This is a genomic window from Xanthomonas sp. NCPPB 3569 (genome assembly GCF_041475645.2).
Lineage (GTDB): Bacteria > Pseudomonadota > Gammaproteobacteria > Xanthomonadales > Xanthomonadaceae > Xanthomonas > Xanthomonas phaseoli.
In genome coordinates this window covers 2,696,986-2,708,728 of sequence record NZ_CM192969.1, presented here as the reverse complement: position 1 = coordinate 2,708,728, position 11,743 = coordinate 2,696,986, and the positions used below count along the sequence as shown (strand labels likewise).

11 protein-coding genes and 1 other RNA gene are annotated in these 11,743 nt (G+C 66.3%); 10 read left to right on the top strand and 2 right to left on the bottom strand.

Annotated elements, in window-relative coordinates:
* Nucleotides 1–13: 13 nt before the first annotated feature.
* Nucleotides 14–1,063 (top strand): aldose epimerase family protein, encoded by a 1,050-nt coding sequence (locus ACCQ03_RS11915; RefSeq protein WP_209225432.1) that lies wholly within the window; start codon nt 14–16, stop codon nt 1,061–1,063.
* A gap of 271 nt (nt 1,064–1,334) precedes the next feature.
* Here the strand turns inward: ACCQ03_RS11915 and ACCQ03_RS11910 are convergent, their stop codons facing one another.
* Nucleotides 1,335–2,126 (bottom strand): cytochrome C assembly family protein, encoded by a 792-nt coding sequence (locus tag ACCQ03_RS11910; RefSeq protein ID WP_017158009.1) that lies wholly within the window; start codon nt 2,124–2,126, stop codon nt 1,335–1,337.
* Nucleotides 2,127–2,470: 344 nt separating this feature from the next.
* On the opposite strand from ACCQ03_RS11910, the gene ffh reads away from it, so the two are divergent.
* From ffh to rplS, 7 genes are all read left to right on the top strand, one after another.
* Complete coding sequence (ffh, locus tag ACCQ03_RS11905; RefSeq protein ID WP_017158010.1) at nt 2,471–3,847, top strand: signal recognition particle protein; 1,377 nt, start codon at nt 2,471–2,473, stop codon at nt 3,845–3,847.
* A gap of 739 nt (nt 3,848–4,586) precedes the next feature.
* Nucleotides 4,587–5,657, top strand: coding sequence for an NAD(P)H-dependent flavin oxidoreductase (locus ACCQ03_RS11900; protein WP_057686997.1), 1,071 nt, complete (start codon nt 4,587–4,589; stop codon nt 5,655–5,657).
* A complete protein-coding gene (locus ACCQ03_RS11895; RefSeq protein ID WP_209225430.1) occupies nt 5,648–6,445 on the top strand; it encodes an aminotransferase class IV family protein in 798 nt (265 codons plus the stop codon). Before ACCQ03_RS11900 ends, ACCQ03_RS11895 begins: the two co-directional genes overlap by 10 nt.
* A gap of 96 nt (nt 6,446–6,541) precedes the next feature.
* A complete protein-coding gene (gene rpsP, locus ACCQ03_RS11890; protein WP_003484223.1) occupies nt 6,542–6,799 on the top strand; it encodes a 30S ribosomal protein S16 in 258 nt (85 codons plus the stop codon).
* Between the two features lie 43 nt (nt 6,800–6,842).
* Nucleotides 6,843–7,355, top strand: coding sequence for a ribosome maturation factor RimM (gene rimM / locus ACCQ03_RS11885; protein ID WP_017158014.1), 513 nt, complete (start codon nt 6,843–6,845; stop codon nt 7,353–7,355).
* Between the two features lie 57 nt (nt 7,356–7,412).
* Complete coding sequence (gene trmD / locus ACCQ03_RS11880; RefSeq protein WP_057680058.1) at nt 7,413–8,171, top strand: tRNA (guanosine(37)-N1)-methyltransferase TrmD; 759 nt, start codon at nt 7,413–7,415, stop codon at nt 8,169–8,171.
* Between the two features lie 144 nt (nt 8,172–8,315).
* Entirely contained in the window at nt 8,316–8,723 is a 408-nt protein-coding gene (rplS, locus tag ACCQ03_RS11875) for a 50S ribosomal protein L19 (RefSeq protein WP_003484215.1), read from the top strand.
* Between the two features lie 254 nt (nt 8,724–8,977).
* Here the strand turns inward: rplS and ACCQ03_RS11870 are convergent, their stop codons facing one another.
* On the bottom strand, nt 8,978–10,471 hold the full coding sequence (locus ACCQ03_RS11870; protein WP_209225428.1) for an MATE family efflux transporter: 1,494 nt from the start codon (nt 10,469–10,471) through the stop codon (nt 8,978–8,980).
* Nucleotides 10,472–10,846: 375 nt separating this feature from the next.
* Between ACCQ03_RS11870 and ACCQ03_RS11865 the strand changes: the two genes are divergently transcribed.
* A non-coding RNA gene (locus ACCQ03_RS11865) (sX9 sRNA) lies at nt 10,847–10,922 on the top strand.
* 73 nt (nt 10,923–10,995) lie between these two features.
* Nucleotides 10,996–11,691, top strand: coding sequence for a helix-turn-helix transcriptional regulator (locus tag ACCQ03_RS11860; protein WP_209225426.1), 696 nt, complete (start codon nt 10,996–10,998; stop codon nt 11,689–11,691).
* The last annotated feature ends 52 nt before the right edge of the window (nt 11,692–11,743 follow it).

The following is an 11,743-nucleotide window of genomic DNA, read 5'->3' as shown; positions in this document are numbered from 1 at the left end:
GGCAGGACGATCCATGCAGCGAGTGTTCGGGCAGTTGCCAGACGGTGTCGAGATCCACGCACTCACGTTACGCAGCGAGGCTGGTCTGCAGGCGGAGGTGCTCACCTATGGCGGCATCCTGCATACGCTGCAGTTGACGACCGCTCAGGGTGTGGTGCCGCTGGTGCTGAACCTGCCGGATCTACCCGCCTATGCTGCCGATGGCGACAGCCTCAACATTCTGGTGGGCCGCTTCGGCAACCGCATCGCCGGTGCGCGTTACACCCTGGACGGCGTCACCCACATGCTGGCCGCCAATGAAGGGCGTAACCAACTGCACGGCGGGCTGCGCGGTTTCGGGCGACGGGTGTGGAGCGTGCTGGAGCAGGCGCCGGACCAGGTGGTGCTGGGCTACGACTCGCCCGATGGCGAAGAGGGCTACCCCGGCAATCTGCAGGTGCGTGCGCGCCTGCAGCTTCACGGGTGGAGCCTGCAGCTGGACTTCGAAGCGCACTGCGATGCCGCGACTGCGTTGAACCTCACCCATCACCCGTATTTCAACCTGTCCGGCGACCCGCAGCTGCGTGCCGCAGCGCAGGTGCTGCGCGTGCCTGCCGATCGCTACCTGCCGGTGGATGCCGAGTCGATCCCCACGGGCCAGATCGCATCGGTGACCGGTACCCCATTCGATTTCCGCCAGCCTGCCGCGCTGGCCGACAACACCGACCCGGCACATCCGCAGATCGTCCTCGGCAAGGGCTATGACCAGTGTCTGGTGCTGGCCGCCGACGCGGACTGCGTTGCCGAGCTGTACTCCCCGCACAGCGGGGTGGCGCTGCGCATCGGCAGCGATGCCCCGGCGGTGCAGGTGTACGAAGGCCAGCATCTGGACGCCCACCATCCCGGACTGGGGCGTGGCGTCTGCCTGGAGCCGCAGGACTATCCGGACGCCCCCAACCATCCCAACTTCCCGTCGACCATCCTGCGGCCGGGCCAGACCTACCGCCGCAGTATCAGCTATCGCTTTGCCCATGCTGGGCCGGACCAGCCGTGGGACGCTGTACGCGCCGCGCTGGATGCGTGAGAGATGTCAGCGCTGAGGAGTTAGCTGGGCTGCGTCGTGCGGGAGCGACCCGGCGCCGCTGATCGCAGTGTCAGTTCTGACCGTGCGCATCCTCCAGTTGCCGTAAGCCTGGGTTGCCAACGACCTGGCGTGGCCGATACCCGTAGCGCGCCGCACAAGATCGATCCGCGCGCGCGCGGTCGGCGCACCAGCCAGGATGTGCGCAATCAACGCGATCGCAGTTCGCCGTACTCGCTTTCGAATCTGAGACGCTGGGCTAGGCCAACCGCGCTCAACGCGGCCCCAGCACCAGCTCGATGACGAACTTGCTGCCGAAGAACGACAGCACCAGCAGCACCATCGCGGTCAGCGTCCAATGCACCGCCTTGGTGCCGCGCCAGCCGTTGCGCCAGCGGCCGATCAGCAGCGCACCGAACACGATCCACGACAGGATGCTCAGTACGGTCTTTTGCAACAGCCGCTGCGCCAGGAAGTCCTGCACGAACAACAGCCCGGTCAGCAGGGTCAGGCTCAACAGCACAAAGCCCACCGTGATCGTGCGGAACAGCAGCGTTTCCAGCTCGGTCAGCGGCGGCAGCGCGCGCAGCCAGCTATGGAAATCGCGCCGCCGCAACGCGCGTTCCTGCAGCCACAGCATGATTGCCAGCAGCGCCGCGATGCCCAGCGTGGCGTAGGCCAGCAAGGCCAGCCACGCGTGCAATTCCAGTCGCCAGCCCAGATCCGAGCTGGGTTCGTGGCCGTAGGCGTGGTAGCTGGCCAGCAGGATCGCCGACAGCGGGAACACCACCACGCCCACCGCCGCCATCCGCCCGCGACCGCCGAACACCGCCGTCAGCGCAGCCATGCCCAGCCCGCACAACGACAGTGCCGCGAAGAAATGCATGTCCGGCCCGCCGGCGGTGCGCACGGCCACCAGCACGTGGTAACCGGCATGCAACGCCACTGCAGCCAGTGCGGGCGCCAGCCAGCGCGCAGGCGATTGGTTGCCATCGCGCAACACTGCCCGAGTGAGCAGCGCCGTGGCCAGCAGGTATAGGGCGAACGCGATGAGAACGATTGTCATCGTGGAAGTTTCGCATGGTGGGGCCGGGATTGGGGAATCGGGAATCGGGAATCGGGAATCGGGGAGGCCTGGGCCGTGGGTCGCGTGGGTTTTGCTGGCGGGCGGTCTCTCGTCGCGAGGGAGCGCCTGGTGAAGCAGGGTGCGCCTGGCACGCAGTAGCGCGGCTTTCGCCGGCCTTGCTGCCATTCCTGCGCGTCCCGGTTCGGTCCCGGCTGATTGCCCGCCTCGCAGCACGGTCGAAGAGTTCCTCACCGGGCACCTTGCCGGGCCCGTGCAGGCCGGGGCAGGCCGCCAGCCGGTGCCGCTATAATCGGCACCCGTTTCCCCTCTGCGGTCCTGTGCGCATGTTCGAGTCCCTTACCCAACGTCTCTCCGGCACCATGGAGCGCCTGCGCGGCCGCGGCCGCCTGACCGAGGAGAACATCCGCGAAGCCACCCGCGAAGTGCGTATCGCGCTGCTGGAGGCCGACGTCGCGCTGCCGGTGGTGCAGGCGTTGATCGAGCGCATCAAGGTGCGCGCAGTGGGCCAGGAGGTGCTCAAGTCGTTGACCCCGGGCCAGGCGCTGATCAAGGTGGTGCGCGACGAGCTCACCGCCGTGATGGGCGCGGCCGCCACCGACCTCAATCTCAACGTGCCGGCACCGGCCATCGTGCTGATGGCCGGTCTGCAGGGCGCCGGCAAGACCACCACGGTCGGCAAGCTCGCCAAGCACCTGAAGGAAAAGCGCAAGAAGAAGGTCATGGTGGTCTCGGCCGACGTCTACCGCCCGGCCGCGATCGAGCAGCTCAAGACCCTGGCCGACCAGGTCGGGGTGCTATTCTTCGCCTCCGATGCGTCGCAGAAGCCGGTCGACATCGTGCGCGCTGCCATCAGCGATGCGCGCAAGTCCTTCGTCGACGTACTGCTGGTCGACACCGCCGGCCGCCTGGCGATCGATCAGGCGATGATGGACGAGATCAAGGCGCTGCATGCCGCGGTCAACCCGACCGAAACCCTGTTCGTGGTCGATGCCATGACCGGCCAGGACGCGGCCAACACCGCCAAGGCCTTCGGCGAGGCGCTGCCGCTCACCGGCGTGGTGCTGACCAAGACCGACGGCGATGCCCGCGGCGGCGCGGCACTGAGCGTGCGCTACATCACCGGCAAGCCGATCAAGTTCGTCGGTACCGGCGAAAAGACCGATGGCCTGGACGTGTTCCATCCCGATCGCGTCGCCAGCCGCATCCTGGACATGGGCGACGTGCTGTCGCTGGTGGAGCAGGTCGAGCACAGCGTCGACCAGGAAAAGGCCGCCAAGCTGGCCGCCAAGGTCGCCAAGGGCAAGAAGTTTGACCTCAACGACATGAAGGAACAGCTCGAGCAGATGCAGAACATGGGCGGCATCCATGGGCTGATGGACAAGCTGCCGGGCATGGGCCAGATCCCGGACAACGTCAAGCAGCAGGTCACCGGCAAGGAAGTGCCGCGCATGATCGCCATCATCAATTCGATGACCAAGAAGGAGCGCCGCAACCCGGCGCTGCTCAACGGCTCGCGCCGCGCCCGCATCGCCCGCGGCTCGGGCATGCAGCCGGCCGACGTCAACAAGCTGATGAAGCAGTACCAGCAGATGGAAAAGATGATGGGCAAGCTGGCCGGTGGCGGCATGAAGGGCCTGATGCGCAACATGAAGGGCATGATGGGCGCCATGGGCGGCCGCGGCGGCATGCCGTTCCGCTGAGCAACCTGCGCACGCCGCGCTGCGAAGCATTCGCAGGCGCGCAGTGCGTGCATCTTGCGCTGGTCCTTGTGCTGGCCTGGCACACCACATCGAGGCGGGTGGTCGTTCCGGCAGGTCTTGCTCTCTGGCGGTGCATCGCACTGGTTGTTGCGGGTGTCGACCGCCTATTGCTCGCGCACTGCAGGCGTGCGAGCGGCATTGTTCGCCGCTGAAGACGTGGGCGACGCCACCAGTACCGCGCAGGCGATCGCTCGCCTGCTGCAGCTCGACACAACAACCTAACGCGGCCTCCAGCAAGCCGTGCGCCATGTCGCCGTGCCCAAGTGGCGCCGCCACATCGTGGACGTGCTGTCTTAGGAAGAAGTGGGCCGGAGCCGGAACATGCGTGGCGAGCGCAACACCGGCCAGCTGCACGCAGCGTGCCTGTCGTGCCGATGGCGATTGCTGCCTGGCTTGCGCTATGCGAGCCGCCGGCGCGGTGCCCCCAACCGGCTTCGGCGTTTATCGATCAGTGCTTGTGGCGCGCTTCTCTATAGCGTCCGCAGCGCCGGCGTACTTCGCGTCGGAGACTGTCTGGGTCGAAGAGTCATACCGGCAAGCATGCCGATGCCGGCGCATGCGCAGAGAACATCTGCTACGCAGCCATCAGCCGGGCGCCGCAGGTGCTCGTGCCTGTGCCGGCATCGGCGTCCCTGCGTCGCGGTTACCATGTGGCATCTCATGGTGCTCGAAGTGATTGATGACCAGGTTTTCCAACGTCGATGCCTTTCAGCAGCGCTTTGGGCTGCGCTTGCCGATCCTGCTCAGCCCCATGGCCGGCGCCTGCCCGGTGCCATTGTCGGCGGCGGTCGCCAACGCCGGGGGCATGGGCGCGATGGGGGCCGTGTTATCGCAGCCGCACGACATCGTGGCGTGGATGGCCGCATTCGGTGTGGCCAGCGCAGGGCCTGCGCAGGTCAATCTATGGATTCCCGACCCGGCACCTGCGCGCGATGCGGCGACCGAAGCGCGGCTGCGCGCGTTTCTTGCGCAGTGGGGGCCCCCGGTGCCGGAGACAGCGGGCGACGCGACACCTGCCGATTTCGACGCGCAATTGGACGCCTTGCTCGCCGCGCGGCCAGCAGTTGCCTCATCGATCATGGGTATCTTTCGGCCCGATCAGGTGGCACGTCTCAAGAATGCCGGGATCGCCTGGTTCGCCTGCGCCACCACATTGGACGAAGCCCTTGCGGCGCAGGCAGCAGGTGCCGATGCAGTGGTTGCGCAAGGGGCCGAAGCCGGTGGTCATCGCGGTGCGTTCGAGGCCGGCCGCGCCGCGCAGCAGATGACCGGACTATTGGCGCTGTTGCCGCGCCTGGTCGATCGTCTCGATATCCCGATCATCGCGGCCGGCGGTATCGCCGATGCGCGCGGCATTGCGGCGGCGCTGACGTTGGGCGCAAGCGCGGTGCAGATCGGCACCGGTCTGCTACGCACCCCCGAAGCTGCATTGCCGAGCGCCTGGGCCGACGCGTTATCTCAGGCAGAGCCGGAGCACACCCAGCCAACCCGCGCATTCTCGGGTCGGTTGGGGCGCGCGCTGGCCACACCGTATGTCAGTGCAGCAAACGCTGCAGACGCACCACCACCTGCGCCATACCCGGTGCAGCGCGGGCTCACCGCACCGATGCGCCAGGCGGCCGCGCGCGACAATCGTCTGGATGCAATGCAGGCCTGGGCCGGCCAATCGGCCTGGATGGCGCCTGCGCAACCTGCTGCGCACGTCGTGACGCAGTGGTGGGAACAGGCGCAAGCGCTGCTGTGCCGTTGATCTTCTGCAATGGCGTAGCCGCCACCGCGCAGCAGCTCAGTGCTGCGGCGTTGAACAATTACGGCCACTTCACCACGCTGCAGGTGCGCGACAACGCTGCGCTTGGGCTGGACCTGCATCTGCAGCGTCTGCAGCACGACAGCGCAGCCTTGTTTGGTGCTGCCGTCGATATTGACGCCATTTGCGCGCAGTTGCGCATTGCGTTGTCGGGTGCCGGCAGCACCGATGCGAGCGTGCGCATCACGGTGTTTTCGCAGGATTTCGACCTGCGCGATCCAGCGCGCGCCGTCGCACTGGATGTGTTGATCGCGCTCTCGCCCGCCGCGCAGACGCCCGCCACCGCTGTGCGCGTGCAGCCGGCCAATTACGTGCGCGAGCAGCCGCTGTGCAAGCACGTCGGCACCTTTGCGCTGCTGCAGCTGCGCCGTCAGGCACTGCTTGCCGGGTTCGACGATGCGCTGCTGATCGATCCGCAAGGCCGGCTCGTGGAGGGTGCATTCTGGAATCTGGGCCTGTGGCAGCAGGGCAGGGTCGTGTGGCCACAGGGGCCGGCCTTGCCCGGCACCCGGCAGCGTCTGCTGCAGGCCGGGCTGCAGGCGCTTGGCATCGAGCAGGACACGCGCCCGGTCGCGCTGGGCGAGCTCCACGCATTCGATGGCGGCTTCAGCTGCAATGCGCGCGGGCAACAAGCGTTGGCGGCGGTCGGGTCTGTGCAGTGGCCGGACGGCGCCGCCCAGCTGGCGGTTTTGGAGCGGTCCCTGCAAACCCAGGCCTGGCAAGCGATCTGAGCGATTCAGGGGCGGCTTGGCTTCGCCGCCGGAGCCCGCTATAATCGCCGGCTTACCGTGCCACTCTGGCGACTGGGCAACTAGGAAAACAACACCATGGTCAAGATCCGACTGACCCGCGGCGGCGCCAAGAAGCGTCCGTTCTACCACATCATCGTGACCGACGTGCGCAGCGCGCGCGACGGGCGCAACATCGAGCGCCTGGGTTACTACAACCCGGTTGCCCAGGGTGCAGAACCGCGCATCGTGCTGGACGTCGCACGCGTCGACCATTGGGTCGGCAACGGTGCGCAGCTGACCGACAAGGTGCGTAACCTGTATCGCGAAGCCAAGTCTCAGGCCGCTGCGGCCTGAACTTGAGGGCCGGGTGTCGCCACCTGGCCCAGAGTCGACGCAGATGAAGCAGACCGAGCGCCGCATCCTGTTAGGCAGGATTGTCGGCGCTTTTGGTGTCAAGGGCGAGCTGAAGCTCGAATCCTGGACCGAGCCACGGACCGCCATCTTCCGGTATCAGCCGTGGATCGTGCGCGCGCCGTCCGGACAGGAGTCGGTGGTCAGCGGCGTGCGTGGGCGCGATCAGGGCAAGAATCTGATTGCGGTGTTCCCTGGCGTCACCGACCGTGACACGGTCGAAGCCATGCACGGGACTGAAATCTACGTCGCGCGCAGTGCCTTGCCGCCGCCCAAGCCCGACGAATATTACTGGGTGGATCTGGAAGAATTGCAGGTGGAAACCGTCGAAGGCGTCAAGCTGGGCACGGTGTCGCACCTGTTCTCCACCGGCTCCAACGACGTGGTGGTGGTGCGTGGCGATCGTGAGCGCATGATTCCGTTCGTGTTCCCGGATTTCGTCAAGTCGGTGGATTTCGAAGCCAACTTGATCGTGGTGGACTGGGATCCGGATTTCTGATCGAAGCCATCCGCTTCGCTCTTGCCTTACCCATTGCCGATTCCCGAATCCCTGCCAGTGCGCATCGACGTCATCAGCCTGTTCCCCGAGTTCATCGCGCAATGCGCGGCGTTCGGCGTGGTCGGGCGGGCGCAGGAGCGCGGCTTGCTGGAATTGCACGGCTGGAATCCGCGCGAGCATGCGCAGGGCAACTATCGCCGCGTGGACGACCGTCCGTTCGGTGGCGGGCCCGGCATGGTGATGTTGATCGAGCCGTTGCGGGCCTGTCTGGGCGCGGTGCAGGCCGCAGACGCGCGGCCAGCGCCCGTGATCTACCTCAGCCCGCAGGGGCGTCCGCTCACGCAGGCGCTCGCACGCGAGTTGGCGCAGTTGCCGCGCCTGATGTTGTTGTGCGGTCGCTATGAAGGCGTGGACGAGCGCTTTTTGGCGCAGGCGGTGGATATGGAAATCTCCATCGGCGATTACGTCTTGTCCGGCGGTGAACTAGGTGCCGCAGTGCTGGTGGACGTGGTGGCGCGGTTGCAGGACGGCGTATTGAACGACGCCGAATCTGCCGCCCAGGACAGTTTCGAAGGCCCGCAGGGCCTGCTCGATTGTCCGCATTACAGCCATCCGGCGACCCACGCATGGGGCGATGTGCCCGATGTGCTGCGGTCGGGCAACCATGCGGCAATTGCGCGCTGGCGCCGGAAGCAATCGCTGGGCCGGACCTGGCTGCGTCGTCCGGACCTGCTCGACGAGGCGGGGCTGGAGAAGAACGATCGCCGTCTGCTGGACGAGTTTCGCCGCGAACTCGCCCCGGACGACGAGAAATAATGGCTCACCCCTAGCTCTTGCAAGATTGATTGGGGTACAATATGCGGCTTGCTGGCCAGCCTTGCGTCTGGCCCTCCTACGAACCTCGAGCAATCGCCGTGCGGCGACTGCCGGTCCAATATCACCAGACACGCGGTGCCCACCATGAGCAAACTCAACAAGACCATCCTGGCTGACTTCGAAGCCGCCCAGATCCAGCGCAAGCTGCCGGAATTCAACCAGGGCGACACCGTTGTGGTGAACGTCAAGGTAAAGGAAGGCAACCGCGAGCGCGTGCAGGCCTATGAGGGCGTGGTGATCGGTACCAAGAATGCCGGCCTGAACTCCTCCTTCACCGTGCGCAAGATCTCGCATGGCTTTGGCGTGGAGCGCGTGTTCCAGACCCACAGCGCCATCATCGACTCGGTCGAAGTGAAGCGTCGCGGTAAGGTGCGCGCCGGTAAGCTGTACTACCTGCGTGGTCTGGAAGGCAAGGCTGCCCGCATCAAGGAAGATCTGGCCGCCGCTGCGCAGGCCAAGGCTGCTCGCCAGGCTGCTGCCAAGGCGGAGTAAGCCCCATTGGCGGGCCTGTCCCGCCACTGCCAAACAGCCGCCTTCGGGCGGCTGTTTGCGTTTGTGGGAATGCCTGTTCGATTGCGGCATCCACGCATGCTGCACACCGCGCCTTGAGCGAATGCGTCCAGCAACCCGTGCTCTCGATCAGGGTGGTCGAGGTATGGAGGCTGGCCACCCTGATCCCACGACGGTTGCAAGCGCATGCACCCGCGGTGGCTGCGGACCGGACGGTACGCCTGCGGCAAACGCGACTAACGCTGCGGCGTCCGCGGTAATTGCTGTCCGCCTGGTGCATCGGTGAGCGGGGCCGGGTCGGCGACCGGCGAGGCCGGATGCGCCGGCACTTCCGCTGCTGCCGCAAGTTCCGACGGATGCGTGGGTGCGCTCAGCATGCGCGCCTTGCGCCAGCCGCCCCAGCGGTAGTACGCCAGCGACAGCAGCATCGAACAGGCCGAACTGATCGGAAAGCTCCACCACACCGCATCGGCCCCCAGATGCGGCAGCAGCACGTTGGCCAATGGCACGCGCACGCCCCATAGCGAAAACGCCAGGATCAACAACGGCGGAATCACCGCACCGGTGGCGCGCACCACGCCCGAGACCACGAAGCTGACACCGAACAGCAGGAACGACCAGATCGCAATGTGGTTGAGGTGCCGGGCAACCTCCAGCGTGGCGCTGCCTTCGGGCAGAAACAGGGCCAAGGTCCAGCGATCGAACAGGATCAGCAGCACGATCAGCAGGCCTGTCATCAGGAAATTGGCGGCGATGCCGGTACGTGCGACCGCATCCACGCGCGACCACAGGCCGGCACCCACATTCTGGGCGGCCATCGACGAACACGCTGCGCCCACCGCCATGGCCGGCATCTGCACATAGTTCCATAGCTGCAATCCTGCGCCGAATGCGGCAGCGGTTTCGGTGCCGAAACCATTGACCAACGACAACATGGCGATCATCGACAGCGAGATCATCACCATCTGCAGACCCATCGGCACGCCTTTGACGATCAACGCGCGCAGGATGGCTGGGTCGATGCGAAACAGCCGCACATCGCTCCGGCCCAGCCACAAGACATGGCGCTTCTTGCGTAAATACACCAGCAACCCAGCCAGTGCGACGACCTGCGCGATCAACGTGGCCCAGGCCGCGCCGGCAATGCCCAATGCCGGAAACGGACCGATACCGAACAACAGCAGCGGGTTGAACACGATATCCAGCAGCACCGACAGCAACAGGAACCGGAACGGCGTGCGTGCATCGCCGGTGCCGCGCAAGGCGGCCGAGAGGAACGCGAACAGATACAGCGTGGGCATCGCCAGGAAGATCACCCGCAGATAGTCTTCGGCCAGGGTTTGCGAGGCGGCTGGCGTGCCCATGGCGCTCAGCAAATGCGGCGCCAGGTACCAGCCGAGCACGGCGATCACGGCCGACAGCCCGCCGAAAAAGCTCGCGCTGGTGCCCATCACCTTGCGCGCCTGGGCGATATCGCGCGCGCCCATCGCCTGGCCGATCAGGATGGTCGAGGCCATGCCGATGCCGAACACCGAGCCGATCAGGAAGAACATGATGCTGTTGGCATTGGCCGCCGCGGTCAGCGCTTCTTCGCCGAGATAGCGGCCAATCCAGATCGCGTTGATCGATCCGTTGAGCGACTGGGCGATGTTGCCGGCCATGATCGGCAGTGCGAACAACAGCAGATTCTTGCCGATCGGGCCTTCGGTCAGGACAGCGGATTTGGGCATCGCAGTCGTATCGTCGCGCAGAAGGTGCGCACACTAGCATTGCCCGGGTGAGCCCGAATGCAGCGCATGCGGCGAGGCGGCGTGGGGCGCGCCGATCGTGGAGCACGCCGCGCGCCTTGTCTGGCAGCGGCATGCAAAGCAGCCGCAGGCGTGTGCGTGAATAGGCAATGCGGCAGGTGGGCCTGGCGAGGATGGGGATGCAGGTTTGGGCTGGGCCGCAGCCATGGTCGGACGTGGTCGCCGGCTGGCCTGCCGATGCGCCGGCCGATCGCTGCATCGCAGTTGGACACCTATGGATGCGCCCGTTCGTCTAAGAGCGGCTAACAAAACTACTGCGCAGCCGCCAGGCGGGCGCGGCCGGTGCTCGGAATCCTCATGTACCACCCGTACACTCCGGTTCCTGCGCGCCGTCCGCGCCCACCTGACAGCTGCTCGCTACGTTTTGTCAGTCGCCCTAAGACTCGAATGCGCGAGCGCCATGCGGCCCAAAGCAGCGAGGACGCAAAGCCCACTATGCTGTCGCGATGGAAATTCGTGCGACCCGTTTGCTGCATCTGCTCGACGCCCTGCGCGCACGGCGTCGGCCCGTGGCCGGTGCCCAGCTCGCCACTGCGCTGGGCGTCAGCCTGCGCACGTTGTACCGCGATATCGCTACCTTGCGCGCGCAGGGCGCCGACATCCTTGGCGATCCCGGGGTGGGCTACGTGTTGCGTCCAGGCTTCCTGCTGCCGGCACTGAATTTCACCGAGGACGAACTGGAGGCCCTGACCCTGGGCGCGCGCTGGGTGGAGCGCCAGGCCGATCCGGAACTGGCGCAGGCAGCGCAGCGCGCGGTGGCGCGTATCACCGCCACGCTGCCCGGCAACTTGCGCGCATCGATCGAGACGAGCGGGCTGCTGGTGCCCGCGGCCGATGCCGCGCAACCGCCCGCACCGTGGCTGCCGATCCTGCGTCGCGGCATCCGGCTCGAACACGTGCTGCGGGTGGACTACGCCGATGCCGAAGGTACTGCCTCGCAACGGCGGGTCTGGCCGTTCGCGATGGCCTTTCTCGGCGGCTACGGCATGATCGCCGCGTGGTGCGAATTGCGCGGCGATTTCCGCCACTTCCGTGCCGACCGGGTGCTGGCCCTGGCCGACGACGGCGAACGCTATCCCTCGCGCCGGCATCTGCTGATCAAGCGCTGGCGCGCGGCGACCGGCTACGGAGCCGACTGCTGACAGCACCTGTCAGCAAGGCAGGACCAGACTGCAGGCTGTCCACCACCGAAGT

Excerpts from the sequence above, each read along its gene's own strand:
- rplS (WP_003484215.1), top strand. The coding sequence starts at position 8,316 with ATGAGCAAACTCAACAAGACCATCCTGGCTGACTTCGAAGCCGCCCAG.
- ffh (WP_017158010.1), top strand. The coding sequence starts at position 2,471 with ATGTTCGAGTCCCTTACCCAACGTCTCTCCGGCACCATGGAGCGCCTG.
- ACCQ03_RS11915 (WP_209225432.1), top strand. The coding sequence starts at position 14 with ATGCAGCGAGTGTTCGGGCAGTTGCCAGACGGTGTCGAGATCCACGCA.
- rpsP (WP_003484223.1), top strand. The coding sequence starts at position 6,542 with ATGGTCAAGATCCGACTGACCCGCGGCGGCGCCAAGAAGCGTCCGTTC.
- ACCQ03_RS11860 (WP_209225426.1), top strand. The coding sequence starts at position 10,996 with ATGGAAATTCGTGCGACCCGTTTGCTGCATCTGCTCGACGCCCTGCGC.
- ACCQ03_RS11870 (WP_209225428.1), bottom strand. The coding sequence starts at position 10,471 with ATGCCCAAATCCGCTGTCCTGACCGAAGGCCCGATCGGCAAGAATCTG.
- ACCQ03_RS11900 (WP_057686997.1), top strand. The coding sequence starts at position 4,587 with ATGACCAGGTTTTCCAACGTCGATGCCTTTCAGCAGCGCTTTGGGCTG.
- ACCQ03_RS11910 (WP_017158009.1), bottom strand. The coding sequence starts at position 2,126 with ATGACAATCGTTCTCATCGCGTTCGCCCTATACCTGCTGGCCACGGCG.
- rimM (WP_017158014.1), top strand. The coding sequence starts at position 6,843 with ATGAAGCAGACCGAGCGCCGCATCCTGTTAGGCAGGATTGTCGGCGCT.